This is a genomic window from Acidobacteriota bacterium (assembly GCA_003225175.1).
In the GTDB taxonomy this organism is placed as follows: Bacteria; Acidobacteriota; Terriglobia; order Terriglobales; family Acidobacteriaceae; genus Gp1-AA112.
Map to the genome: position 1 here is coordinate 54749 of QIBA01000038.1, position 26397 is coordinate 81145.

A 26397-nucleotide genomic window follows, 5' to 3' on the forward strand; every position below is an offset into this window, starting at 1 on the left:
AACGCAGAAAAAGTTAACACGATAGTGCACAACATCGTAGCAAGGAAGAAGGGTGCGAATGGAACGAGCAGCCAGTAAGCGGTTGTGCGGGCAGCAGAGTCAGGCGGTTCGTTTCCGTCATGGTTCGGTGCAGAAATCCCCTGTAATTTCCGTCAGAATTCTCTGGTGCTTCCAAAATCCCCAGTGTTCACGCGGGTTTCAGAATGAGAATTTTTTTGTACGGGAAGATTTCCCTCCGGTCTTCCCGGAGGCAGGGAAAAATTCTACTCGGGCATTCTGGCGCGGATTGGCCTAAAGAATGCTCATCCTTGCCTCAGCCTCGCCGCGCCGCGCGGAACTCCTGAGAAACGCCGGCATCTCCTTTTCAATACAACCGGCAAATGTTCACGAAGAGCGTCGGGCGGGAGAAACTCCCGAGGGGTGCGTGCGCAGGCTTGCGCGCGAGAAGGCCGAGGCCATTGCACGTGGAGTTGAGGATGATGCTGTAATTCTTGCTGCAGATACTGAAGTAGTCCTGGATTTGAAGACCGGAACTCCGCTGGGCAAACCAAGGGATTCACGCGACGCGGTCCAAATGTTGAAGACTCTGAGCGGCCGCAGCCATTACGTCATCACGGGCGTGTGCCTGGCGTGGAAAGAAAAGAACCACTGGCAATTCAAGGATTCTGCAGAAACAACTCTCGTCCAGATGCAGAAAATCAGTGATCAGGAGATCGAAGAATATGTCGCGAGTGGTGAACCCATGGATAAGGCGGGCGCATATGCGATCCAAGGCAAAGCTTCACGCTGGATTCCGCGTATCGAAGGCTGCTATTTCAATGTCGTGGGTTTGCCGGTACCGCTGATCTATTGCATGCTGCGGGAGAATGTTCCACAAGCGCTGGAGTTTAACCAGGTCTCCGGAGCCCGGTCACGATGAGCGCGGGAGTGGAGAACGAAGGCTACGGAAGGCGATTACTGCTTCTTCTCTTCCGTCCCTTGCTCGCCTTCTTTTACTGCGCTCTTGAAATTCTTAATACCTTCTCCGAGACCTTTGCCGAAATCAGCCAGCTTGCCCGGTCCAAAGATCAGAAGCGCAATGCCGAGCAACAACAACAGCTCGGGTATCCCTAACTTGCCACCAAACATAAAACCCCCATTAAGATGCCGATCGATTGATGATAGGCCGTTAATCAGCCCACGTCAAAATGATGGGCAAGCTAGAGCGAGGCGATTAGGCCAGCCAGAAGCGCCACCCTCGGCGCGATGTGTTCAATGAGAATGGATTCGTGCACAGCGTGAGCACCTTCACCTACCGCTCCGAGACCATCTAGAGTAGGAACTCCGAGCGCGGCGGTGAAATTCCCGTCGGAGCCACCCCCAGTGGATTGCTCGTCGATTTTCAATCCCAACGATTCGCCGACCTTCGCTGCCCGCCGATACAGCATTGCCACTCTCTCCGTGCGCTCCATCGGAGGACGATTGATCCCTCCTGTAACTTCCACTTTGCACCGCGAATCCTGGGCTTGGAGTGAATGCATCTTTTCATCGATTAACTTGGCGTCTTCCATCGTCTTTACCCGCACATCCACTTCAGCCCATGCCTCAGCGGCCACGACGTTGCTGCGCGTTCCGCCTTTAATAATGCCGGCATTCACGCTAAGGCCGCGCTTGAAATCAATAAACGAAGTCAGCGTTTCGATCTGATGCGCCAATTCATGAATCGCGCTGGCGCCTTGTCCTGGCTCCACGCCTGCATGTGCGGCCACTCCCGTGACCTTAATCTCGTAAACACCTACACCCTTTCGCGACGTCTTGACCGCTCCTTCGAGGCCTTGTCCCGGTTCCAAAACGAGAACCGCTTGCGATTCCAGTGCGAGACGTTGCGTAATCGATCGCGAAGAATGGCTTCCAACCTCTTCGTCAGAAACAAACAGCATGCGTACGGGAGCATGCGGGACGTTGTTTTCCCGCAGCAGTCCAAGAGCGTGCATCGCGATGGCGATACCTGCCTTCATGTCGAGCACACCAGGGCCCCACACCTTGCCGTCGCCAATGCGAAACGGCATCTGCTTAAGTGTTCCAAGTTCCCAAACCGTATCGGTATGTCCAAGGAGAAGGACTGGCTTGGCTTCCGATATCCCAGTGAAATCCGCCTGCACGTGATTGCCGAAGTCAGTTACGCGGTGAATTTGCGCCTGCGCGCCCAAATGTTCGAGTCTGGCAGCAAGGAAATCGGCAAGATGATCCACGGCTGCCTTGCTGCTGCTGGGAGACTCAATCTCGACCAGCGCCTTTAGATCAGATAGCAGTTGTGGCTCCCGTCCGCGAGCTTCCGCCACCGTTATCATCGCCCTGAAGCTTACCATCGGCAGTGAATTCGCCAACGGCGCGGGCGAGAAACTATAATTTTCAGCTTCAAGACATGAGCGCAGAAGAACAAACGAGCGTCACCACAATGGAACCCGAGCAAACGGCGACGGAAAAAAGAACCTTGGATATCACCGAGATCCAGGCGATCCTGCCGCATCGTTATCCGTTTCTGCTCATCGATCGCGTGATTGAGATTGAGCGCAAGAAGCGCATTGTTGCGATCAAAAACGTAACTGCAAACGAACCCCATTTTGCTGGGCATTTTCCCGGTTATCCGATCATGCCGGGCGTGCTCATTGTGGAGGCTATCGCGCAGGCGGGTGGGGCGTTGCTGCTCACTGAAATCCCGGATCGCGATCAGAAGTTGATGGTCTTCACCGGCATTGAACGCGCGAAGTTCCGTAAACCGGTAACACCCGGCGATCAGCTACGCGTCGAAGTCGATGTGCTTGCATGGCGTACAACCGCGGTGCGGATGCAGGGCAATGTCTGGGTAGACGGCAAACTTGCCTGTGAAGCGGTGGTCACGTGTCAGTTGGTGAGCCGGCCGGCGTGAGCTCGCGCGTTCATCCAACTGCGATCGTCGATGCACGCGCAAAAGTTCCCGAAAGCTGCATGATTGGGCCTTATTGCGTGGTCGGTGCAGACGTCGTTCTGGGCGAAAATTGCGAGCTTCTGTCCCATGTAGTGCTCGGCGGACCAACAAAAATCGGCGATAACAACCGCGTTTTCCCCTTTACAACGCTCGGATTAGAGCCTCAAGACCTCAAATTCAAAGGTGAAAAGACCCGTCTTGAGATCGGCGACAACAACATAATCCGCGAAAGCGTGACCATTCATCGCGGCACCCCCGCCGGAGGCGGCATTACACGCGTCGGAAGTAATTGTTTAATCATGGCTTATACGCACATTGCGCACGACTGCATGGTCGCCGATAACGTGATTATGGCGAACGCTGCAACGCTTGCCGGACACGTTACAGTCGAGGAATATGCCGTCGTTGGCGCGCTATGCCCGGTACATCAGTTCGTAAAAATAGGCGCCTATTCGTACATTGGAGGCGGTACAACCATCACTCAGGACGTCTTACCGTACTCATTAACCAGCGCAAAACGTGAAGTTCACGCCTTTGGGATGAACTCCGTAGGCCTTCAGCGCAAGGGATTCAGCAAGGAAAGGCTGCGAAAAATCCATCGTGCGTACCGTGTATTGCTGAATTCCAAGATGAATATCGGCGATTCCGTCGCCAAGTTAAAGGCTGACGGCGACTTAGGAGACGACGTAGAGCGCCTGATTAAGTTCGTTGAGGGCTCGCAACGAGGCATTTTGAAGTAGATTTGCGGCCTGTAAGCGGACGTTTAGCGCACTATAAACGCCAATTCGCGGCACTACCGACGCCATCACAGTCACTTCCGCGCGACCTAATCGCCCCTTGATGTCATACTTTTTGTATGTCCCACGACCCTATTAAGACCGGATCAGCCGAGCAAATGCGCCGCGTTCAGGCCGAAGAGGCGCGTGTTCTGCCCCTTGCGGCCACCGATCCAAGCTCTGTCAGAGTGGAAAAAAGCACTGGTAAGGGCATGGATATTGACTGGAAAGACGGTCACCGGAGCCACTATTCGTTCCCCTGGCTGCGCGATGCGTGCCCTTGCGCGACCTGTAATGAGGAACGCGGGGCCTCGGGACGCAAAATCGGGGAGCCTCCAAAGCCCAAACCGGGCGCCCTGCCTATGTATAAGGAGCCTGCGCGCCCACTCGAAATCGCTCCTGTAGGCAAGTACGCCATCAACTTTCACTGGAACGATGGCCACAGCAGCGGCATTTATTCCTGGGAATTTCTGCGGCGGGAGTGCCCGTGTCCGGAGTGCAAAAAGTAGCTGTCGGCTCGCGGCGTTCGGCCTCTGAATCTAATAGTGCAAACACGAACTCAGCGCCGTTTTGCTGGTAGGAATCCTACAATTCCTAGCTCGCAAAGATGTTAACTGGCCGAGCGCCAATTGCCGCATGCCGAGTGCTCGGCGCGCAGCGCCGCTGCCCAGAGCTGCCACAACCCTTGTGCGGCAAACTCTAATGGTCCCACGGCATCTTTAATTGTGCGGCCGGTAGGATTAGAACGAAACTTCCCCCGTACAATTTAGCTGGAGGACTGCATGAAAGGTTTTCTCATTGGACTCGGAATTGGTGTTGGACTGGGCGTATTGTTCGCGCCCATGAGCGGCGAAGAGACCCGCAACAACCTGGCGGAGCGCGCAAGCGATCTGCAGGACAGCGCTCGTGAGCTGGTCGATCAGGGCAAAGAGCGCGTACGCTCGGGCATCAGCGCCGTTCGTGGCCAGGCACAGAACGTGATGGGACGCACACCGGCGACGGGCACCGAAGGCAACATCTAGCGTCCATCGATTTGAATCAAAAAGGCGGCTTCGGCCGCCTTTTTGCTACTTCACAACCGATCTTTCAACAAGCGTTCTGTGTGTCGGTGACCAGCTCAATGGTAACGTCAGCTTATGAAGTCAAGAACTCACCCCAGCGGCAGCCCGCCTCAGTGATCTCCGTGTTCCGTTTTAGGCTTTTGCGTCGGACGCAGCTCAGTCCTGGCTGAGGGCCTGATCGCCCAGATCCATCCAGCGCCGGATTCGCGCATTTTCTGGACGCCTGCGATCGCGAGTGACCCAATCCGTGCCCGAGGAAATAGTGCTATTGCGCGAGCTCCGCAAGCGGGAAGTATTCGCATCGGGATCTTCTGCCCGTCGCGTCTGATCTGCCGAATTGTTGTCCTCGATGGCCATAACAAACAAATAAAGCGTGCTTGGGGCCCGAAGGGGTGGCTAGCTGTTCTCTTCCTGGTGATCTTCAGCCTTCAGGAGCGTGTCTGCCAGCTCCAGGTAGCGATTCATGTTGCTCTGATCACTCTTTAGCGAGCTTTCCACAAACTTGGGTAATGGGCTCATATGCCGGCGAAGAAGCTGGTGATCAATCCACAAGCCGCGACCTTCCTGTGGAATTTTCCTGGTTTCGGATTTTGGGTCGCGTTTTCCGAGCTTTGCGCGTTTCGTACCAGCACCCATCGTTTGGATACACTCCGACTTTAGGCGTAGTGAGATGCACAACCAGCAGCTCTGGGTTGGCGCTCTCTGTGACTTTTTTTAGGCTCCTTATTACCTCAGTGCCTTGATCCCAAAGGCCCAACTGGTCAAGACTTTGGGGACCAGCCGAGATCGCTATGCCTCCCCAACTGCTGATCGCCGAGAAGAGCGCCTCCGAGCTGCGCGGCGCTTGTTCGGTGGTTACGAATCTGCAATCGTGCCAGGGAGCGCAACCATGATTTCCGCCGATAAACGCGCCAGAGTGGGAAAAAGCGCGGAGCGCCGCCATCCTCGGTTCCTGGTCAACTGCGACGTGCAGGTGCGCTCCGGCGCAACCGCCATACCGGGCCGCGTTCTCGATGTAAGCGAGAGCGGAGTAGCCATTCAAATCTCCAATCCCCTGAATCCGGGAGAACGGGTCATCCTGCAATTCATGCTTCCCAATTCCGAACACCACTTCGGAGTACAAGCCACGGTCAAATACTCCAAGGACGCCCGCCACGGACTCGAATTCCACAAACTACGTCGTCGCGAATCCGACGAATTGTGGCGCATCTGCCGCGCATTATCAGCGACGGCGTAAGGCGCGGCATTCATCTCCTTAATTTTGTCTCGTCTTCAGCAGCCTCGCGTGCGCCCGCGCGTGTGTTGCCGTTGACGTTGGTCTTTCCCTGTTCCCTCTGCCCTGTAACCTGTACCCTACTCTTATGAGCTGGCTCAGATGGCCGTGGCGAAGGGCTGAGGCCGTAGATGGCGCCCCGAAGGTCTCGATGTACACACTCTCAACATGTCCATCGTGTGAGAAGGCGAAGAAATTCTTCACCGAGCGCCACATTCCCTTCCAGTTCACCAACTACGATCTGGCCGACAAGGACACCCAAGACAAGATCATGCGCGAACTGGAAGCTGAGGAACTCCAGGCCTTTCCCTTCGTTCGCATCGGCGATCACACCGTTCAAGGATACGATCCAAAACGGTACGCCAAGCTGCTGGACACTAACTCCTGACTGACCGACGCTGCTGAAGACGAGACAAAATTAAGGACAACCGGCCGCCCTCGGCCGTGTGTTTGCTTCGATCTGCTACGAGGCTTGAAGCTGCAGCGCGATTCCTGCCTTTGCGCAGTTGCAGGCAAAAACACGGCCGAGGGCGGCCGGTTCTCCTCGAGTCATGGCGTGTGTTTGCTTGCACTATTGTGCACTGTTTTTATTCTTGAACGTCCTGCTCATACCATAGCCAGCGATATCTCTCGGGAGTATCTACAAGCCCTCTACGTACGGGATTCATTTTGATGTAGTCAACGCAAGGTTCAAACTCACCGCTGCGCAGCATGCGATCAAACGCTTCGTTTACCCAGACCTTGCCCTGCCGATTCAGTGCTTTGTTGATTCTGTGCGCAGACGCGCTCTTGATTGTGCCGAGAACTTTATAGAACGGAATGGGATTCCCGGTGTTGTCGTTCAGCACTGTCACCAGGAAGTGCACGTGTTCAGGCATCACTACTAAGGCGTGCATGCGGACGCTGCGCTGATGCTCATACATGCAGCTCTCAAAGACAATCGTTCGCGCTTCTTCGGGCAAGATCCATCTTTGATGAGTCGAGAAGCTGACGAAGAGCGGCGGGCCGAGTTGAATATGCGGGAGCTTGCGCCGGTATCGGTAAGGGTTGCGCTGCAGCTTCAAGCGTCGAAGCATAACAGACGCAAGCAAACACAAGCCATGACTCAAGGAGAACCGGCCGCCCTCGGCCGTGTTTTTGTCTGCAACTGCGTAACGGCAGGGATCGGGCTGGAGCATCAAGCGTCGGAAGCATAGCGGATGCATGCAAATACGAGATAACAGGAGAACCGGCCGCCCCCGGCCGTGTGTTTGCCTGGAACTGCGTAACGGCAGGAATCGCGCTCCAGCGTTAAGCCCCCGGAAGCATAGCAGCTGCAGACAAACACACGGCCGGGGGCGGCCGGTTCTCCTTAACTTTATGTCCTTGTTTATCTCCTCTTATCTCGTGTTCGTTATCTCCTCTTCCGGAGTGCTGCGGCACGAGTAGTTCAACGACTTCCGTTTTGGGACGAAGTTACACGCGCGTTTATGAGCAGGATCTTCAGGAATTAGAGACTGCATAGCAGTTCGCAGCCAACACACTGCCGGGGACGGCCGGTTGTCCTTACTTGAGCGCGGCATCATTGAATTGTTTTTGGAATTGAAACAAAGAAAACCCACCCGCTTGTCCCGGTTTTCCTGCGTCCCGTCTCCTCCAGCTTATTTCCCGGCGATTTTGGTGTGATACGACGGCCAATTGTTCTCAAGAGATGATCGACCCTTCAGACATACTACTTACGTTTTCCCGCTTCGGGAATTAGCTTGCCCAAAAACCGGCAACCACACGCATCCATTACCCCGGTAACCTTGTGCACTTAAATAAGGATGGTCAATAGTATCGGCACGAGATTCCAACCTTTTTCCAATCTGGGATTGGGTCTTCAGTAGGCTCGGCGCGCACGCCGAATATCTCCGCACCGGTTGAGGGAAAGCACACTATGAAGCTCAGAACCAGTATTTCGTTGCTGGCTATCCTCTTTTTACTTCCGCAGTTCATGATGGCTGCAGAAACTCACAAAGCTAAGCATGGACCCATGGCCACAACGGCATTGGCTAAACTGCCAATGAGCTTCGAGCCTGCGCAAACCTCAGGTCGTTTTATCGCAAACGGCGGCAGCTACAGGGTCTCCATCGGCGCTGGCGATTCTTATATCGCCATTAACGATGGCGTCGCCGGGCCGAAATCCACGCTGCACTTTGCATTCGAGAACGCGAACCCCGCGGCTTCATTACAAGCTATGGACCCGCTGCCCGGAGTCATCAACTATTATCGCGGTCAGGATTCCCGAAATTGGCGGCTGGGAGTTAAGCCCTACGCAAAAGTTCAGGCGAAGGCGGTCTATCCCGGCATCGATGTTATTTATTACGGAGATGGTCGTCGCCTCGAATTCGACTTTGTCGTGGCAGCCGGCGCTGATCCGAAGGCAATCGCATTCAAGGTGGATGGGGCGGATGAGCTCTCACTGTCGGACCAAGGCGACCTTGTTAGCGGCCTCAGTGGACAAGAATTTCGATTCCACAAACCGTATGCCTATCAGTTAATCCGAGGTAAACGGGTTCCTGTCGCCGTGGAGTATGCACTTAACGCGGCCAACAAGGCCAATCTACGGTTGGGTAGCTACGACAAGAGCAGGAAGTTAATTATCGATCCAACGCTCACTTACTCCACATTCCTCGGCGGCAGCCAGGCCGATACGGGAAATGGAATCTCCGCCGATAGTACCGGCAATGCTTATATCGCCGGGAAGTCCTGCTCGAGCGACTTTATTGGCGGCGCCAGCTTCAAGGGCACGCAAAATGCTTGTGATGCCTATGTGACGAAACTCGACCCAACCGGACAAACCGTGCTGTGGACTACTTTCATCGCGGGCGCGGCACCGGTGCCGAATCCAGCGACAGCTGCGGCAAATGGCGTGGCGATCGACGCCGCCGGAAACGTGTATGTCATCGGCACTACCAACTTCTTCGATCTGCCGTTGCTTACGACACCGGGTGCAACCGATCACAGCTCCGCATACAACGGAGGTGACAGCGATGCGTTTCTCTCGATTCTCAGCTCCACCGGCACCTTGCTTCGCGAGACTTATCTTGGCGGCAGCAACATCGACCAGGGCTTCGGAATAACCGTCGATCAGCAACAGAACGTCAGCGGTGTGGGACAGACATGTTCTCCAGACTTTCCCGCCTATAACTCGATTCAGCCAATGGTCGAAGACTGCGTGGCGTTCATCACAAAACTTGACTTTGGATTGCATATCGCAGGACCGATTCTTCCGGGCGCTTCACCTCTTTCGCCCAGACCCGTCTCGCTTACCGATACAAGCTGCAGTACCGGCGCACTTTGTCCGGCTACGCCCGACGCTACACAAACCTACTATTTCTTTTCCGCATTGTTTGGAGGACAGCCGTTGCCGCCAGAGGGGAGCTGGCCGAGTTTAGGGGGGCCGAGTTATCAGTCGGGGGTGCAAGTTCCGCTAGGAGCCATTACGATTGGCACTCCCAATTGCGGCTTGACGGATCAAAAGCCACCCCAGGTTCTAGTAGCGGAAGGCACGGGAACCGCTGCAGGTTTGACGTGGCCCTGCGGGTCGATCAAGCCCAAAGCGGGAATCCCCGATGGCGCAGGGTTCGCGTGGCTTGACCTTGGTGACGTTCCGCCGGCGCACATCTTTGCAACGACTTCAGCCTACGGAGTGGCGCTCGATCCTGTCGGTGACGTTTTCGCCGTTGGTGGAACCAGTACCGCTGATTTAACTCCATTCATGTTTTATGCAGGTTACGCGGGGATCCATTTCGGAAAGACAGGCGCCTGGGTACTCAAGCTAAGTGGCCTCGACGGCGCCCAAATTTACGCTACTGCGCTTACAACCGGTGCGGACACCGATGCTGCTCCCAATTCCGCCAGGGCAATTGCTGTTGATACCTCCGGACAGGCCTACATTACCGGAGTGTCGTCAGGCAGTCTGATGACGACTCCGGGTTCGGCTAACTCGGGTGCACTAGGCGGGAAGGATGCCTTTGTAGTCAAACTAGACATTCCCGCTTCTCATTTTCTGTACAGCACCTACCTGGGCGGTAGCGGAGACGACCAGGGACTTGGGATCGCGATCGATAACGGTGGCGCCGCTTACGTTGCGGGCAGCACTACTTCACCGAACCTGAAGGTCATCAACCCCTTGCTGGATTTGGCGGGCAATGCCGAGACATCGCTCCTTGGTCCTCAGGATGCCTTCATTGCAAGACTGAACCCCAGCGGTTCGGCATCGACGATGATGGCATACCTGGGTGGAGCTTCTTCTGATCAGGCAAACGGAATCGTATTGGACCAGAAAGGGAATATTTTCCTGGCCGGAACCACGCAGTCGCTGGATTTTCCCATCGTGCCGGCCGCGGCTGGTGCGGCTGGGAAAACGACCTTTGGCGGCGGCACAAGCGATGCGTTTGTGGCGCTGATTAATGGAGCAACCTTCCCCATCGCGGCAATGACTCCGCCGGCTCTGAACTTCGGCAACCAAAATGTCGGCGCAACCTCCGCAACTCAGACGGCGACATTGAAGAATACGGGCACCGGCATACTGAACATCACTTCGATTGGTTTCGCCGGCGCCAGCGGTGACTACACCCAAACCAATAACTGCGGCTCGCAACTTACGCCGGCGGGAGGGGCAAAAGACAACTGTACGATTACAGTTACATTTGCCCCGACGGCTGCGGGATCGCGTCCTGACATCATCCAAATCGCGGACGATTCCGCTAACAGTCCTCAAGCCGTTGCGTTGGCCGGCACCGGTGTCGCCGTCCAGGGTACGATCCAGCTTTCGCCCACGACCGTGGCCTTTGGCAATCAACCGACCGGCACAACCAGCACAGCGAAGACGGTTACGTTAGCAAATACTTCTTTGACCTTTCCGCTAACCATCTCCAGCATCACAACCGGAAATGCCGCATTCAAGCAGACGAACAACTGCCCAGTCAGTCCGGCGACTTTGGCCGCCAACGCTAACTGCGCGATTCAGGTGACCTTTGCGCCTAGCGCCGCGGCCAACCTCACTGCCAGCCTGACAGTTACGGCGGTAGCGGCAAATTCACCGCAATCAGTCTCGCTGACCGGCACTGGCACTTCAGCGGGAGCTTCGGGTGCTCCGGACTTTACGCTGACCAGTTCCCAGCAGTCGATCACCGCGCCCTCGACAGGCGGGACAGCTTCGTTCCAGGTTAGTGCAGCTCCGCTCAATGGCTTTAATCAGGCATTGGGTCTAACGTGCGCGGCTCCTTCTGGAGCAACCTGCTCGGCCTCTCCCAGTTCGTTAGCTATGGACGGCACATCGGTTCCATCAGCAGCAGTGACCGTGTCCATCGCGTCAGGGAGCAGCGGAGGAGGAATCAATCCGAGAACAGAGCTGAGGTTCGGAGCACGACCGATCTTCGCTTCCATTCTTCCCTTCGGCATGTTGGGTGTGGTGGTGGCGGGAAGAAGGCGCCGAGTAATGTTTGTGCTGTTGCTGGTTCTGCTTGGGACAGTCTTGTTCTCCGTCAATTGCGGCGGAGCCAATACAAGCGGCGGCGGCATGGCCCCTGGGACGTATCAGGTGACGGTGACCGGTGCGGCCAGCGGAACTAACGCCATCAGCCACTCGGCAACAATTACCCTGACGGTGAATTAACAAAAATGGGAAAGCTCTTCAGGCCACCTTCGGGTGGCCTGAAGTTTTTTTTGCTGGATCGGCGTGCGTCGCAAGTCTGCGGTAAAGAAGCCCCTCCCCTTCCTCCGTGACTTCCGTGTTCAATTTTTTGGGTTTCGTAGTTTACTCGGCGAAAAAAAGACTGAACACGGAGGTCACGGAGATTGGGGAGGAAAAACGCCGAAACCGCCGCTAAGTCCGCAATCTCACATTTCATCTGAATGAGGGCATACGCGTTGTAAATGGCCCCAATCTAAAATTGCCCAACCGGTATCCACGATCGTAAGGAAGCCCTCCCCACTCTCCGTGACCTCCGTGTTCAAATTTTTTGGGTTTCGTAGTTTACTTCGAGCCCGCGGTCCCATCCGAATGAGGGCATTCATCGCGTTGTAAATGGCCCAAATCTAAAATTACCCAACCGGTATCCACGACGGTTATCCGCGTGAGTAGTTGGTATTGACGGTTTACGTCCAATCGACCGTCACCCAGCGGCTACCCATCCTGGCAACAAAAACGGCGCTGCCGGGATCCCGATTGCCGCTGTTCAGAACGTGGGTCCGACCTCTTGCGATGGGTCACAGACGCCGCTTGTTGGCTGTGTGGGTAATGCAGGCGGGATCTTCCAGGGCGGCGGCTGCGTGAAATCGAAGAACTCGGTCATGTCGTCGGCCCAGGCGTCGCGCCTGGTTAGGGGAGGCACGTTGAAGGTTGTTTCGACCAGCTTCAGGATCGAGGTCAGCTCGCGCGGTTTATGAGAGACGAAGTGCGGCTTCACCCAGGGCGAGATTACCATAATGGGAATGCGCAATCCGGAGAGGTTGAACCGGCCTTGTACGTCGCTTGATGCCAGGATCGGCGCGATGTCGTCGGGCGGCGGAACCTGGAACGGCGGAACGTGCTCATACAGTCCGCCTCCCTCGTCGTAGGTCAGGACAAATGCCGATGACTGCCAGGCGGTGCTCTTCATCAGTGCAGAGAGAATCTTCTGTACCAGAGCCGCGCCGCTCTGAATGTTGTTCTCCGGATGTTCGTCGAGGCCGGTGCTGCCGGCGCGCTCGATAAAGACGAACTGCGGAAGATCGTCATCGGCCGTGGGCGACGACAGCACCGAGTACAAGTTGCTGATGTTATAGACCTTCGGCTTCACATCGCTGCGATAGTAGTCGGCAAAGTCGCTGAGATAGATGTCGCTGTCCTGGTAGTAGTAACGCCAGCTCACTCCTGCCTCGTTCAATGCCCGGAAGATCGTCTTCTGCGACCAGCCTGCTGAGCCGGGAGTGTCGTCGTCTCTGTGCCCGAACGACGTGCCGGTAAACATGTACATGCGATTAGGATTTGTATTTGTGGGCACGGACGAGAAGAAGCGATCGCTGGTGGCAAACTGCGTTGCCAATTCGTAGTAGTAGGGCAGGTCCGTCTGATCGTAGTGTCCCATCTGCCGCGTGCCGTCGGGATCCTTCGTGGTCAGGTTGACGTTCTGCGGGAACTTGTCCATCAGGAACTTGGCATTACTGAAGTCCGTATTCAGGAAGGTATCGGGCGGCTGCAGATCCATATATGCATGGCTTTCATTCCATGCAAACACGAAGGCCTCGGTGCAAACGGTTTTGTAGTGATACGGCTTGACCAACTTTCCCGTTTTGGTCTTCAGGGCGAGGTTGGGGTCGAAGCCGTCAATGTCCGCCGCAGTGGCTCCAGGGACTCTCGCGGCGCGATATGCTCCCAGCACGCCAAAGTAATTGTCGAAACTCCGGTTCTCCTGAAGCATGACGATGATGTGCTTAATGGGATGGGTCGGGACTGGAGGCTGCGCCACACTCACTACAACCTGCTGTGTCAGCTTCGCGCCGCTCTGAGCCGTCGCGGTCGCTGTGTACGTGGTGGTTGCTCCGGGCGACAGCTTGAGCGATCCATTGGGCAACAAAGAACTCACGTCGCCGACGCCTTGGTCGATGGAAAGTGAAGTGATGCCTTGGGAGGCCCAGCTTAGAGTGGCGGTGCCTCCGGGCTGAATCGTGTCGGGCTCGGCGGAGAAGTCGAACTGGACCGGCAAGACCGTGATAGTCAAGTTGGCGCTGGCCTGCTGTCCGTTGGAATTCGTAACGGTGGCAACGTATGTCGTCGTGCCGCTCGGCGGAAATGTCTCTGAGCCTGTGGGCAGCGTGAGTTGACGCTCTTCAGGCGCAGGCAGCGCGGGAGCGAAGCTGATGCTGGACGCATTGCTGGCGGTCCAACTCAGAGTCGTAAGCTGGCCGGCGACAACTGTCTGTAGGTTCGCCGAAAGCAAAATTGTTGGCGAGCCCGGAGGCGGGGCTGCGCCTTTTCCTACCGAGCTCGTCTCTGGGGCTGCGGACCCGGCGGCTCCACATCCGACACAAAGAGCAAGAACAAAAACGGCGGCAACAATCAGCAGCGACTCGAATGTGCGACGGCGAAGATTCACAACCAGGCTCGACCCAGCAGCTTGGATTCAGCAACTCCGGCGAGAGTTGCCGGTAAATCGTCATTGCCATCCTGGCCTATTCGCGTTGCTTATGGCCCCATAAGCGAGGCCTATTTTGGGAACCGCGATTTATGCGGTTACGGGGCGTTCACGTTTTGCGAATGACAGAGCGCTCAGGCCGCGGTTTCTGTGGGTTGCAGCCGGTCTTAAGACCTGGCAACTCGGAATAACACAACCAGCATCTGTGGCTCTGGCCTAAGGCATCCGCACGCGCAACGGCCAGGAGAAGAGTCCGATGAAAAAGCTGCTGTTCATGCTGTGGTTGGGGAGCACTCTGCTTTTTGGCGCAGCGTCGCTGGCGGCGCAGAACACGGTTGACGTTCTCGGCGGCGGGCCACAGCCTGGGAACACCATTGGCTGTGCGGTCAATCCGAATTGCATTCCCGCGGTTTGGTCAACCACCTCGAACGCGGGCTCCGATATTTCTTCGGCGATTGCGGCGAACTTTGTCTTCGCGAAGAATGGCGGCGCACTCGCCACAGACTTTTCCGATTCCACAAATGGGCAAATCTGTCTGGCCGATACTCGCGACCTCACCGGAACTACGCTGTTCGCGCAGATCGCCGCGAATTGTCACGCCAAGGGAGGCCGCGCGCTTCTGCTCATACGCGACAGCGGAGTCACTGCGCCGTCGGCGATTCCGGTATTCACCATATCCACGACGAACGGCGATTTTCTAAAAAACGGTGTGGGATTCAATACGACTACCGGAGTCTCTAACGATCAGATTCGGATCAATGTGGCTGTCGCGACACCGCCGGCGAATCCTACCGGTCAGCATAATTGCCCGGATGGGCAAGCGACTGCTGCATACGCTGGTCCGGGCACGGCGACCTACACGCCGAATGAGAGTCTGTGCCTGCCTGCCGGAGCAGGGCAGGCGGTGGAGCCGAGCATGACCGTCGACTCGCAGGGCACGATTTACATCGAGTCGATTCGCGGCGTGCCGGGAGGCCTTGATCTGTGGCGCTGGTACAAAACTGCTGATGGCGGTCCCAATGCCGACGGAACGTTGCCCTTCAAGTATGAAGGCCAGCCCGATTGCGGAATCTTCTTGAGCGATTTCTGCCGCGAAAGCGGAGTGGTTCCGGGAGGAGGCGATGGCGATGTTGCCTTCAACGGTCCTGATCCCGCGAACATGAGCATTCCCAATTTGGCCGTGGTCAGCCTGAGCGCTGCAGAGGTCACGGGCAGCAACTCCACGAATCGTGCAGATACGTTCAGCACTCCGAACCCGGCTACAGCGGCAGTTCCCTTCGATGATCGCATGTGGATCAATGGCTTCAATGACCCGAACCACGTGTACATGGAGTACCACGATTTTGGAACGACGTCGCAGATCTTTGTACAACGATCAAGCAATGGCGGCCAGAGTTATACCGACGCTACCGGAGTAGCAATTGACGCGGCCACGGAGCCGAGTGTTGGTCCGCCGACCGGCAATATCGCCGGACAGATCAAAGTGGACAACAGCAGTTGCTCGAGTCACGGCAACCTGTACCAGATCTTTGTTGGTCCAGACAATCCCACCGACAATTCGCACAACAGCAGCGCTTATATGAATGCAGCTTATGTGGGCGTCGCTGCAGGCGTGAGCCTCGCGAATCCGGCGCTCACGTTCAAGGACTACAAGATCTTCAGCTGTGGCGCGGGATCGACGTGTTCTACCGGGTTGGGATTGGGCAACCTGTTTCCCGCGTTAGCCGTGGATAACTTCGGCAACGTTTACGCCACGTGGTCGGACAACGCCAACATTTATTACTCGTACTCAAACACGCTCGGGACGCGATGGTCTCCGGCGATCAAATTGACTCAGGGCACTTCCCAAGCTGGGAAGTCAAACCTGTTTCCCTGGATCGCTGCCGACGGCAATGGACACGTCGCCGTCGCGTGGTATGGGGCGGACCAAAGCGGGAATTCGAATACCGTTCCCGCAGCCAGCACTCACTGGAATGTTTTTGTCTCAGAGAGTGTGAATGGCCACGCGATGTCCCCGGCCTTCACCATGAGCCAGGCCACGGACCATTCCAACCACACCGGGCAGATCTCAACCGGAGGCCTGCTCGGCAGCTCCGATCGCAGCCTGGCAGACTTCTTCCAGATTGGCATTGATCCGAATCATCTCGTCAATATCGCCTATGCGGATAACCATGCCGGTCCCTCGGTCTCGTACTTCACCCGGCAAAGGACGGCAGCCGCAGGCATCGCCACGAAAGGGAAATGCGCAGGCACGTCGCATGAGGCTGGCGGCAAAGGCCACGTGAACAGCAAACGCAGTGGACAGGCGACGTTCAGTTTCGGCTACGACGATTCCGTCCAGCCAACCGGCAGCGCCTCCTACAGTGATTCCGGATCTGGGATCAACTTTCAGTCCACCCAACTTCCTACAGCAACGTTTGACGAAGCGGGGCACATCGTGAGCCTTACCGGATCGGGGACCAACAACGGTTCGCCGGTGACCTACAGCATTAGTGCTGCGGACAGCTCGCTGGCCGCTCCAGGGCTGTTCACCATCACTCTGAGCAATGGCTACAGCAACACCGGTACGCTGCTCGACGGAAGCATCACGGTGTATTGACCCGTAACGAAAGACGGAGTCTGCATTGAAAAGCCCGCGCAGTTTGCGCGGGCTTGCTTTTACTGTCCTTGATCATGCGCATGTCTGGGTAAGAGCTGCAGAAATTCAAGGAGAGCATCTAAACCCCTGCACTTGCGATAGATGGCCAACCTTCCGCTGATTTGTGGAGTCCGCAGCTCTCGAAATCGACTCTCGAAAGGCGTCTTCTCCCGGATTTAAGGGTTCTAAATAAGTACAGACTTCGGAGATACCAAATGGGAGCAGCTGCGGTAGATCCCGTGTTGGTACAGGTGTGAAGAAGGACTTCACTGGAGGGAGAAGCCAATGAAATTATTCAATAAGCACTTAGCGTGGACTCTTGCCGTGGCCCTCGGAGGATCGGTGGGCGCAATGAGCGCAGCTGCCCAGGATCGCGACTGGCGTGACCATGATCGCTACGGCCAAGATGGTTATCAGGACTCGTCGAACAATCGTGCCTACCAGGATGGCATGAGGGATGGGCAGCGCGACCGCGCCAGCAATCGCGGTCAACGGTACCGGGGAAGGTACAGCAACGATCCCTCGTATCAGGCAGGGTACAACCGCGGCTACGGCCAGATGAGCGGCAACGGTCGCTGGGACCGTGACCGAAACCGAGCTGGCAACGGCGGATACTACGGGAATGGTGGCTACACCAATGGCGGTTACGGCAATGGGGGCTACAACCGTGGCAATAACCCAGCCCAGCAGGTTGGCTATCAGGATGGTGTGAATGACGGCCAGCAGGATCGCCAGACCGGACACAGCTTCCGTCCGACTCAGCAGCAGGCCTACAAGAACGCTGACCACAACTACAGCCAGGCTTATGGCGACCGTCAGCAATATAGGGACGCGTATCGTTCAGCGTACCAGCAGGGCTATCAACAGGGATACAACGGCGGCGGATTCTATCGCCGTTAAGAGTTAAGCAGAGGCGAACGAAAATGCCCCGCTGCGGCGGGGCATTTTTTGCTGGTAGGCAGATAACGGTCGGCATTCGGGTGCGGCCTCAGATCATCCGTCCAGAGCCAATCGAGGGCAAAAAAGACCCAAACTGCTGCATAACAGTGCAAAATTTGCCTAGTTCCACGGTCTTCGACATGCCGTGATTCCACGGATTCAGAGACTTAGCCTTGGCTCTATAGATGCACAACTTTAAGTTCTTCCCCCAAACACAACGAGGCTATATGTTGCACTCGAGCGCACAGGTTCGGCCAATCAGGGTGGGTATCGACTGGGAACGGCGCCGGCAGCCTCGCCTGTATCTTCCGGTTTCGGTTCGCGTCTCCTGCTTAAGTTCCGTGAGCGATTCGCGGATAGCGGTTATGCGAGACGCAAACATATGCGGCGCCTTCTTCTTTTGTGATCTGGACGTGGCCATCGGGCAGACCGTCTATATACAGCTTGCCAGTCAACAGGCAAAATCTCGCCTCACTGTGAATTGCGAAGCGAGCGTTGTGCGAGTAGAGAAGCCGGCGGTGAACGGCCTCACCGGTGTAGCCGTCGAGTTTTATCGCTTCGAAGTCGAGGATCCCGCGCATGCCAGCGCACCCCTAGGACCTCTTGCCGACTGGAGTGTCGACAGCTTCGACCGGATGTTTGCGCAAAGGCTCGAACTGGAAACGTGCGCGTTCCGCATCCAGGGCGCAGCCTAGCCGGTCTCTCCGGCACGACCTTGATGCTAGTTGTTGGCAGCGTTTTCGTTGGCGGGAAGAAAACGAACTGTAATCGCGTCTGGTCCTAACACCGTAAAAATCATGTGGGTCTCGACCTCGACCGCCTGCCCGTTCCTCATGTAAGGCTCATATCGCCACTGTCTGACGGTCTTGGCGATCGCCGTGGCGAGAACGGAAGCCTGGCCTGGAACCTGGACGTCGTCAACCATCCCCTCGCCGTTGACAATCGCCTTTACGAATATCTGCTTTTTCTCATTTCCGGAAAGTCCTGAATCGGGAATCGAAGGATAAATGACCCTTCGCGGCGCGAGAAATACGCGAAGGCGAGAGCTCGTGTCTGCTGCGGCATCAGCGATTGCTGCATCGCCCAGCACCGATGTCGGGCGAATCGCTTTACCTTTGTCTGGAGACGAGATTGCTGGACGCATTTGCAATGCTGCTGGCGTTACCCCATTGCCAGGAACCGTTTCCCTGGCTGGTGATGTAGCTGCCGCAGCGGCTGACTGGATTCCCGTTGCGGTATGAGCTTGCTCCGACGTATCCGGGCTTAAAGGCTGGCTGACGGGGAGAGGTTCGCGGTGCTTGATCCAGAGGCGTTGTGCCAATGCGCCGCTGAGTGCGACTAGAGACGCTGCGGCCAGAGCTAACGTTAAAGAATATCGGGCAGGCTTTCTCATTGCTCGAGCAGAATTCGCAGCCGCCTCGGCGGCGTGGTGCGCTATCACCCGTGGGAGCTTCCCTAACCGATGCACACTGTTCAGTGACCGCATGCGAGACAAAACGTGCTGCATCATTGCGCCTGGCGGGGCAGATTCGACGATCAAAAGCTTTCGCGGAGGGAAGGCGGCAAACTCTGCTCTTCCAATGACTGGTGCTGGATTCGTCTTTTTATTCGCGGCCCCATAAGCTGTTTGCGAGAGGCACTCCACCATTTTGAGCTGTGTTTGATTCAATATGCGCACGGAGAGACGGCGGAAGTTGCGGAACGTCCAGATAAGATATGCGCGTTGCAAGAAGGATGGTTCTGCATAGCGACATTCGTCGCCGGCAGCGAGTTCCACCACACCACGGCGCAGCTTATCCAAGACCTTCACTGGAACGACCTTGCTGGGGAGGGGCCTAGAATTCTAGCAAAAACCATGCCGTAATTAGATAGCTAACGTCGTATGTTCCGACCTAGCAGTTTTGACGGTTCTTGCGATCAGGCCACGGCCAGACAAATCTCAACAAAGTTCCTTACCAGGGCAGATTCGTGGAGCTTATGCCAGGCCACCCCCACGTCCCACTCAGCTTCGCGCCGGTTGATGTCGCTGAAGCGTACGCCGCTCACGCGCATTTGCCTTGCAGATCGGGGCACGAGTGCAACACCGATGCCGGCGCGCACCAGATTGAGCAGCGTAAACGTGTCTCGCGCCTCCTGCACGACGCGCGGGCTGAAGCCGGCGCTGCCGCATAGCCTGATGCAGTGGTCGTAATAGGTGGTCGATACTTCCCGGCCGATCACGATGAACGGTTCGTGTGCGATCTTCTCCAGCGTTAGCGCGCCGCGAAAACTGCTGGAGGCTGCGATGGTCAGTTGCTCCTTGAGGACCTTTTTCACTGCCAATTCCGCCCGGCGGATGGGTAGACGGAGGAAGCCTACGTCCACCTCGCCGGCGAGCAGGGCCTCGATTTGCCTGGGCGTGGACATGTCCCCGATCTGGATCTCCACACGGGGATGCGCCTCGCGAAATTTGCGCAGCGCGGGAGGAACCAGGCTATGTATGGTCGCGATGCCTACCGCCACACGAAGGCGTCCGGCTTCTCCGCGGACTGCAGCCTGCGTCGCGTCGAAGAGCGAGTCGAGATCGCGAACGATACGACGGGCTTCGCCATACAGAAGAGTGCCGGCGGCCGTGAGGCGAACATCGCGACGGTTGCGTACCAACAGCGGGCCGCCAAGCTTCTCCTCCACACCTTTGATTTGTTTACTTAGCGCCGGCTGCGAAATGTGCAGCAAGTTCGCCGCGCGGCCAAAATGCAATTGTTCCGCCAGCACGAGAAAAGAACGCAGTTCTCGATCCTCCAGTGCCATAACCAATAGTTATCACACGTTGAATTAAGTTTCATTGGAATTATCGAGCAGGGAAGCTTCTAATTGAGAGTTGAGGGTTGTTTCGGGAACAGGAATTAGTCATGACTAGTGCAGGCTTAATTGGGCTCATCGGTACTGTTGCAGCGCTGTGCACGACCGGGGCCTTCGTTCCGCAGATCGTCAAGATCAAGAAGCAGGGCGGAGAAGACATCTCCTTCGCGATGCTCATCGTGTATCTGGTCGGGGTGCTGTTGTGGCTGGTCTACGGGCTGATGTTCCACGCTCCGGCGGTGATCTGGGCAAATGTGGTTGCTGCGATTCTGGTTGCTACTGCTTTAGTACTGAAAGTCACGTGGAGAGGACCTGCTGGGGAAAGCAGCCGCGCCCGCCGCTTACGTGTTGCCGTTGATATGGACGAAGTGATTGCTGACGCGCTAAGCCGTCACCTCAGCCTGTACAACCGCGCGACTGGAGAGAACGTTACCCCTGATGTGATCCGGCAGAAAGGACTGGACGCAGCGATTCCTGCCAAATATCGCGCGGTCTTTGAGAGTCTGCCGCATGAGGATGGATTCTTCGACGATCTTGCAGTGATTCCGAACAGCCAGCATGCATTGCAACTGTTGTCGTCGGAGTTCGATGTCTTCATCACCAGCGCGGCCATGGAGGTGCCGCGATCGTTTGATTCGAAGTTCCGTTGGCTGCGTGAGCACTTTCCGTTCATTCCTACCAGCAACATCGTTTTCTGCGGCGACAAGGAAATCATCGATGCCGACTACCTAATTGACGACCGCCCACGACACTTCGCCGGTTTTCGCGGAACGGGCATTCTCTTCACCGCACCGCACAATGCGCGGGAACATGCTCCGGTTCGTGCAGACAATTGGGATGAAGTACTGGCGATATTGATGAAAAGCCGCTCAGCACTCGGCGTTCAGCATTCAGTTAAGACCGACATCCCTGAGACTCAGGAGCTTGCAATCAGCTAGATTATCTCGGCTTGCGCAAGCGAACTTTCATTTCCAAATAATCGTTGAGATGCGCTTGAGCCGCGCACTGAGGAAGAATCCAAAACAGGCGCCAGACGAAATGATGGTCTTCGCTACGGTGCTCCCAGCCACTTGAAGGTCCTGATGAAGCTGCGCCCCATTCTTGACACCCCTGCTTCACAATCCTTATCCTTAAGTTTTGCCCTGCTGGTCGTATTCTGTGCTGTGGGCTCCTGCGCGAGCCGGCAACCTTACGTGGAGTCGGAAATCCGACGCTGTGGATTATCTCTGCGAAGATCGAAAAGTCTAGGGTAAGCTGGCGATGTTCATCAGTCTTCAAGAGCTAGAAGCAAGAGAAGTCGAGTTCTCTCAGCAACTTGCGCCGGGAACGGTGGAATTGCTGCCGGAACTGCGGCAATCTGGCGTCCTCAAAACCAGGGGACGGGCGGAGCTGCTGGCTGAGCATCGCGGCGGCAAGAATATCGTCAAGGACATCCGCGTTAAGGGCCACTTTTCGACTGAGGTTGAGGCTCGGTGTGCGCGTTGTGTCGAAGCGGTTCCGACTAAAGTCGGAGGCGATTTCGACCTGCTCTATCGTCCGCTGGGCGTTGATGCCGGAAAAGATGAGCGTTCGATCTCAGAGGCTGAGACCGAGATTGGCTATTACTCCGGCAACGGCATCGAACTCGAAGACGTCCTGCGCGAGCAGATCCTTCTGGCATTGCCGGCGAAGATCGTTTGCAGCGAGAGCTGCCGCGGACTGTGTCCCAGATGCGGAAAGAATTTGAATGTCGAGTCCTGCGACTGCGAGGAACAGTCGCCTGATCCGCGATGGGCGGCGCTGGCGGACCTCAAGAACAAACTGAAATAAATTTTGCGCGTGCCCGCCTGGCGGATACGCCGAAGTAAGGAAAAGATCCAATGCCTAATCCAAAACGGCGGCACTCTAAAGCTCGCACCGGACGTCGCCGCGCTCACGACTTTCTCACTCCCCACTCGCTCTCCGAGTGTCCCAACTGTCACGAGAAGAAGATGCCGCACCGTGTATGTCCCAAATGCGGACACTACAAGGGACGCGAGGTTCTCGACACCGAAAAGGCCAGCTAGGTTACAATCGCCCTTCCGCGAATGCCAACCGTAGTCGCCGTCGATGCGATGGGTTCCGACCGGGCTCCGAAGCCCGAAGTCGAGGGGGCGATTCTCGCCTGCCGTCATTACGACGTTCAAGTTGTGCTGGTTGGCCGCGAAGCGGAGATTCGCGAAGAGCTCAAGCGTGAGATCGAGAAGCACCCAACAGTAAAGAATCTGCCGATCGACGTGGTCCATGCCACGGAAGTGATCGGCATGGGCGAGAAGGCTGCCACGGCGGTCCGCAGCAAACGCGATTCTTCCATGCGCGTTGGGCTGAGACTCGTTCGCGAAGGACGCGCTGCCGGATTCGTTACGGCGGGAAACACCGGCGCCGCGATGGCAACCGCCAAAATGGTGCTCGGCGCTTTGCCCGGTGTCGATCGTCCAGCGCTGGCTGCGGTATTTCCAACATCTGCAGGCAAAGCCGCCATTCTTCTCGATGTCGGCGCCAATGTCGATTGCAAGCCACAGAACCTTGAGCAATTCGCAGTCATGGGCGAAATCTACTCCCGCAGTATCTTCGGAACACACAGGCCCAGAGTGGGACTGCTCTCGATCGGCGAGGAAGAAGGCAAAGGCAACGAGCTTACGCGCGAAGCCTATGGATTGCTGCGGCAGCTTCCGCTGAATTTTGCCGGAAATGTGGAAGGGCGCGACCTCTATAACGGCACGGTCGATGTCATTGTCTGCGACGGATTCATCGGCAACGTGGCATTGAAGGTCTCTGAAGGTTTGGTCTCGACCGTGCGGTTCCTCCTGAAAGAGTCGCTGAAATCGACTATCAGCTCCCAGGTAGGGTTCTTGCTCTCCCGCCGCGCCTTCGAAGATTTCAAGAAGCGCCTCGATTACGCGGAATATGGAGGCGCTCCTCTTTTGGGAATTAAGGGCGTTTGCATCGTCGGGCATGGGTCGTCGAATTCCAATGCGTTGAAGAATGCGATTCGTGTAGCCGCACAATTCGCGGAAACTAAAATCAACGACAAGATCGAAAAAGGCCTGAACTCGCAAGGGGCACGCCAGTCTCTCCCCGGTGAACCCTTAGGAGCGGGCAGCGCTCCCATCTAACTTCCTGTTGTCTGCCATCATTTCTTCGGCGTGATGTCCGTCACGGGCAGATCCCAATGCGCCAGAAGGATCTCGAACCTTCTGCCTTCCTCACGTTTGTACGTCGCCTGGTCGGGCCAAAGCTGCTTAATGACAGACTCCTCGTCGGGATCCGAGGTGGTGGCCACCGTTGAATTCTTGAATTTGATGGTGACGCGATAATCCCAACGCGCATCTTCGGTCATGTGGTTGGCCGGAGTTTCGATCTTCACCGAAACCATTCGCCCGCTCTCAATACCTTTCTTGAGCAGGGGGTAGTGATTCTTCAGGAAGAGATCGAGGAACTCCTGCTGGTGTCCCCATTGCACTTTGTAGTAGTACTCCATGGTGTACGGCTGGTTAGCTCCGCCTTGAGGCGGCGCGCCCTGGGCGAACATGGGAAGCGTGAGCACTGCAAACAAGAATGGAATGAGTGAATTCTTCATCGACCCTCCGGTGGTGAGGAGTGAATTTTAGCGCGAGCACGCATGTTCACCTGCACTGATGCCGAACTGGAAGCCCTGCTCGATCCCCTCCAGGTGATCGGCGCCATGCGCGCAGCATTTGCGGGTGGTCTTGAGAAGGTCAGCATGCCGCAACGGTTACATCTTGAAACCGATACGGGCACATTGCTGATCATGCCGTGTGCGATTGCCGGAGACGAGGTCTGCGGAGTGAAGATGGTGAGCGTCAGCCGCGAGGCTCGGCCCGAAGGGCGTGTGAAGGCCTCCTACCTGATGTTTGAAACAAGCACGAGCAGGACGATCGCTGTTTTTGAAGCGAACCATCTCACTGATCTCAGGACTGCAGCGACCACGGCCCTTGCTACTGAGATACTTGCGCGCTCTGATGCGGTTACACTCGGTATTTTCGGAACCGGACGCCAGGCCAAGGCGCATCTGGCAGTGCTGCCGCGAGTCAGAAGTTTCCGGCGGATCCTCATCTCGGGCACAAGTGCGACAAAGACAGAAGCATTCGTGCAGCAAATGCGGCAGCAATGCGAATGTGAGATCAAGGCGGCAGACGCGGAGACATGTGCACGCAGCTCGGATGTGATCTGTACGTGCACGAGTTCCGTCGAGCCTTTATTTTCTGGGGAACGAATTCAACCCGGTACACACCTCAATCTGATCGGCACCTTTCAGCCCTGCGCGCGAGAAGTCGACTCCGCTCTGATTCGCCGCGCCCGGGTTTTCGTCGACACGTATGAGGCTGCTTTCGCCGAAGCCGGGGAGATCCTCGTGCCGCTGCATGCAGGCGAGATTGGGCGCGAGCACGTCTTGGGCGATCTGCACGAAATCGTATCGGCCGTGAAAGCCGGCCGTAGAAGCCGCGACGAGATTACCGCGTTCAAGAGTGTCGGTTGCGCTCTGGAGGATTTAGTGACCGCCAAGCTCGCACTGCGAACGATCCGGAGCCGAGCTTCCGAAACTGCAGGCCGGCGATCCGTCACATCATGAAAGCCGTCAACTCAGATTTCGTGGTGGTAGGAGCTGGAGTGTTCGGCACCTGGACGGCACGCGCGCTCCGCAGTAAAGGGCATTCCGTTACGTTGATCGAGGCACACGGCGCGGGAAACAGTCGTTCGAGTTCGGGAGACGAGTCGCGCATCATGCGTATGGGATACGGCGCCGACGGGCTCTACACGCGATGGGCAGCACGCTCCCTTCAGCTTTGGAAGGCGCTGTTCCAAGCGACTGGCCAACCGTTGTTCGTGAATACAGGCGTCTTGTGGCTCTGCTCGGAGCTGGATCGCTACACGCAGGAGCTTCTGCGCATGCTCGCGACCGAAAGCATTGCCTGCGAAGAGCTCTCAACGACTGAGATCAGCGCTCGGTTTCCTCAGATGAATGTCGATGATATTTCTTTTGGCATTCTGGAGCCGGAAAGCGGAGTCCTGCTGGCGCGTCGAGCGGTGCAGACAATACTCGAGCACGCCGTACGAGAAGGTGTGCGCTATGTGCTCGATGCAGTAGCCCCGCCGGAATCTCAGAACAGGAAGCTCGAGTCTGTCCCAACCACGCGCGGCGAAGCCGTGAGCGGAGGAACGTTCGTCTTTTGTTGCGGCGCATGGCTTCCGCAACTCTTTCCCGAACTGTTGGGCAACCGGATATTTCCCACTCGACAGGAAGTGTTCTACTTTGGGACCCCGCCCGGCGCCCGCGAATTCAGGCCACCACAGATGCCGGTCTGGCTGCACCACCAGGAGAATATGTATGGTCTGCCCGATATCGAGAATCGAGGAATCAAGGTTGCCAGCGACCGGCACGGCTATCCCTTCGATCCTGAAACCGGCAATCGCAGGGTAAGCCAAGCGGGCGAAGAGGAAGTCCGAGCCTATCTTTGTCGAAGATTCCGCTCATTAAGGAATGTGCCTCTGCTTGAAAGTCGTGTATGTCAGTACGAGAACACCTCGAACGGCGACTTTCTGATCGATCGCCATCCTGAAATTGAGAACGTCTGGCTTGTCGGCGGAGGTTCCGGCCATGGCTTCAAGCACGGTCCGGCGCTCGGAGAGTATGTAGCTGGGCAAATTCTACAAACGACTGCTGCAGAAAATCGTTTTTTGCTTGAGCGAAAGTTGCTGGTGCAGCAAAGGACGGTGTACTGAGAAGCGCTTACCTGA

26 protein-coding genes are annotated in these 26397 nt (G+C 56.5%); 17 read left to right on the plus strand and 9 right to left on the minus strand.

The features are described 5' to 3' along the window. Positions 1–298: 298 nt before the first annotated feature. Positions 299–919 carry a septum formation protein Maf gene (gene maf / locus DMG62_08420; GenBank protein PYY23386.1) on the plus strand — a complete coding sequence of 207 codons (621 nt, stop codon included), beginning with the start codon at positions 299–301 and terminating at the stop codon, positions 917–919. A gap of 35 nt (positions 920–954) precedes the next feature. Here the strand turns inward: maf and DMG62_08425 are convergent, their stop codons facing one another. Further along, the gene (locus tag DMG62_08425) at positions 955–1128 is read right to left on the minus strand and encodes a twin-arginine translocase TatA/TatE family subunit (GenBank protein PYY23387.1); all 174 of its coding nucleotides are present in this window, start codon (positions 1126–1128) and stop codon (positions 955–957) included. A gap of 71 nt (positions 1129–1199) precedes the next feature. Beyond that, complete coding sequence (locus DMG62_08430) at positions 1200–2330, minus strand: peptidase M20 (GenBank protein ID PYY23459.1); 1131 nt, start codon at positions 2328–2330, stop codon at positions 1200–1202. 107 nt (positions 2331–2437) lie between these two features. Between DMG62_08430 and fabZ the strand changes: the two genes are divergently transcribed. The 4 genes from fabZ (at position 2438) to DMG62_08450 (ending at position 4745) form a co-directional block, all read left to right on the plus strand. Continuing rightward, complete coding sequence (fabZ, locus tag DMG62_08435) at positions 2438–2908, plus strand: 3-hydroxyacyl-[acyl-carrier-protein] dehydratase FabZ (GenBank protein PYY23460.1); 471 nt, start codon at positions 2438–2440, stop codon at positions 2906–2908. Further along, positions 2905–3687 carry an acyl-[acyl-carrier-protein]--UDP-N-acetylglucosamine O-acyltransferase gene (locus DMG62_08440; GenBank protein PYY23388.1) on the plus strand — a complete coding sequence of 261 codons (783 nt, stop codon included), beginning with the start codon at positions 2905–2907 and terminating at the stop codon, positions 3685–3687. Before fabZ ends, DMG62_08440 begins: the two co-directional genes overlap by 4 nt. A 116-nt stretch (positions 3688–3803) precedes the next feature. Beyond that, entirely contained in the window at positions 3804–4232 is a 429-nt protein-coding gene (locus DMG62_08445; GenBank protein ID PYY23389.1) for a DUF971 domain-containing protein, read from the plus strand. A gap of 273 nt (positions 4233–4505) precedes the next feature. Beyond that, complete coding sequence (locus DMG62_08450) at positions 4506–4745, plus strand: hypothetical protein (GenBank protein ID PYY23390.1); 240 nt, start codon at positions 4506–4508, stop codon at positions 4743–4745. Between the two features lie 195 nt (positions 4746–4940). Here DMG62_08450 and DMG62_08455 read toward each other — a convergent pair whose 3' ends face one another. Continuing rightward, entirely contained in the window at positions 4941–5141 is a 201-nt protein-coding gene (locus DMG62_08455) for a hypothetical protein (GenBank protein ID PYY23391.1), read from the minus strand. A gap of 39 nt (positions 5142–5180) precedes the next feature. Then, the gene (locus DMG62_08460; GenBank protein PYY23392.1) at positions 5181–5420 is read right to left on the minus strand and encodes a hypothetical protein; all 240 of its coding nucleotides are present in this window, start codon (positions 5418–5420) and stop codon (positions 5181–5183) included. Positions 5421–5673: 253 nt separating this feature from the next. Between DMG62_08460 and DMG62_08465 the strand changes: the two genes are divergently transcribed. Continuing rightward, the gene (locus DMG62_08465; GenBank protein ID PYY23393.1) at positions 5674–6021 is read left to right on the plus strand and encodes a hypothetical protein; all 348 of its coding nucleotides are present in this window, start codon (positions 5674–5676) and stop codon (positions 6019–6021) included. Positions 6022–6208: 187 nt separating this feature from the next. Continuing rightward, positions 6209–6445 carry an NrdH-redoxin gene (locus tag DMG62_08470; GenBank protein PYY23394.1) on the plus strand — a complete coding sequence of 79 codons (237 nt, stop codon included), beginning with the start codon at positions 6209–6211 and terminating at the stop codon, positions 6443–6445. A gap of 199 nt (positions 6446–6644) precedes the next feature. Here DMG62_08470 and DMG62_08475 read toward each other — a convergent pair whose 3' ends face one another. Then, positions 6645–7262, minus strand: coding sequence for a hypothetical protein (locus tag DMG62_08475; GenBank protein ID PYY23395.1), 618 nt, complete (start codon positions 7260–7262; stop codon positions 6645–6647). Between the two features lie 713 nt (positions 7263–7975). On the opposite strand from DMG62_08475, the gene DMG62_08480 reads away from it, so the two are divergent. Then, positions 7976–11701, plus strand: coding sequence for a hypothetical protein (locus tag DMG62_08480; GenBank protein PYY23396.1), 3726 nt, complete (start codon positions 7976–7978; stop codon positions 11699–11701). A 562-nt stretch (positions 11702–12263) separates the two neighbouring features. Here the strand turns inward: DMG62_08480 and DMG62_08485 are convergent. Next, complete coding sequence (locus DMG62_08485; protein ID PYY23397.1) at positions 12264–14162, minus strand: hypothetical protein; 1899 nt, start codon at positions 14160–14162, stop codon at positions 12264–12266. A 295-nt stretch (positions 14163–14457) separates the two neighbouring features. On the opposite strand from DMG62_08485, the gene DMG62_08490 reads away from it, so the two are divergent. The 3 genes from DMG62_08490 to DMG62_08500 all read left to right on the plus strand — a co-directional run bounded on the left by DMG62_08490 (position 14458) and on the right by DMG62_08500 (position 18473). Then, positions 14458–16800, plus strand: a complete 2343-nt coding sequence (locus tag DMG62_08490; protein ID PYY23398.1) for a hypothetical protein — start codon at positions 14458–14460, stop codon at positions 16798–16800. A gap of 324 nt (positions 16801–17124) precedes the next feature. Beyond that, positions 17125–17739 (plus strand): hypothetical protein, encoded by a 615-nt coding sequence (locus DMG62_08495; GenBank protein ID PYY23399.1) that lies wholly within the window; start codon positions 17125–17127, stop codon positions 17737–17739. A gap of 224 nt (positions 17740–17963) precedes the next feature. Further along, on the plus strand, positions 17964–18473 hold the full coding sequence (locus DMG62_08500; protein PYY23400.1) for a hypothetical protein: 510 nt from the start codon (positions 17964–17966) through the stop codon (positions 18471–18473). A 26-nt stretch (positions 18474–18499) separates the two neighbouring features. Here the strand turns inward: DMG62_08500 and DMG62_08505 are convergent, their stop codons facing one another. Then, the gene (locus DMG62_08505) at positions 18500–19588 is read right to left on the minus strand and encodes a hypothetical protein (protein PYY23401.1); all 1089 of its coding nucleotides are present in this window, start codon (positions 19586–19588) and stop codon (positions 18500–18502) included. A 107-nt stretch (positions 19589–19695) separates the two neighbouring features. Further along, a complete protein-coding gene (locus DMG62_08510; protein PYY23402.1) occupies positions 19696–20568 on the minus strand; it encodes a LysR family transcriptional regulator in 873 nt (290 codons plus the stop codon). Between the two features lie 101 nt (positions 20569–20669). Here DMG62_08510 and DMG62_08515 point away from each other — a divergent pair, with 101 nt between their 5' ends. The 4 genes from DMG62_08515 to DMG62_08530 all read left to right on the plus strand — a co-directional run bounded on the left by DMG62_08515 (position 20670) and on the right by DMG62_08530 (position 23753). Further along, positions 20670–21557: a hypothetical protein gene (locus DMG62_08515; protein ID PYY23403.1), complete on the plus strand. Its 888-nt coding sequence runs from the start codon at positions 20670–20672 to the stop codon at positions 21555–21557. 322 nt (positions 21558–21879) lie between these two features. Next, positions 21880–22428, plus strand: coding sequence for a DNA-binding protein (locus DMG62_08520; protein PYY23404.1), 549 nt, complete (start codon positions 21880–21882; stop codon positions 22426–22428). A 50-nt stretch (positions 22429–22478) separates the two neighbouring features. Next, positions 22479–22664 carry a 50S ribosomal protein L32 gene (locus DMG62_08525; protein ID PYY23405.1) on the plus strand — a complete coding sequence of 62 codons (186 nt, stop codon included), beginning with the start codon at positions 22479–22481 and terminating at the stop codon, positions 22662–22664. A 21-nt stretch (positions 22665–22685) separates the two neighbouring features. Beyond that, the gene (locus tag DMG62_08530; GenBank protein ID PYY23406.1) at positions 22686–23753 is read left to right on the plus strand and encodes a phosphate acyltransferase PlsX; all 1068 of its coding nucleotides are present in this window, start codon (positions 22686–22688) and stop codon (positions 23751–23753) included. 17 nt (positions 23754–23770) lie between these two features. Here DMG62_08530 and DMG62_08535 read toward each other — a convergent pair whose 3' ends face one another. Continuing rightward, positions 23771–24169 carry a hypothetical protein gene (locus DMG62_08535; GenBank protein ID PYY23461.1) on the minus strand — a complete coding sequence of 133 codons (399 nt, stop codon included), beginning with the start codon at positions 24167–24169 and terminating at the stop codon, positions 23771–23773. Positions 24170–24259: 90 nt separating this feature from the next. Between DMG62_08535 and DMG62_08540 the strand changes: the two genes are divergently transcribed. Together DMG62_08540 and DMG62_08545 are read left to right on the plus strand one after the other, a co-directional pair. Then, entirely contained in the window at positions 24260–25231 is a 972-nt protein-coding gene (locus DMG62_08540) for an ornithine cyclodeaminase family protein (protein ID PYY23407.1), read from the plus strand. Continuing rightward, on the plus strand, positions 25228–26382 hold the full coding sequence (locus DMG62_08545) for a hypothetical protein (protein PYY23408.1): 1155 nt from the start codon (positions 25228–25230) through the stop codon (positions 26380–26382). The genes DMG62_08540 and DMG62_08545 overlap by 4 nt, the downstream gene beginning before the upstream one ends. The last annotated feature ends 15 nt before the right edge of the window (positions 26383–26397 follow it).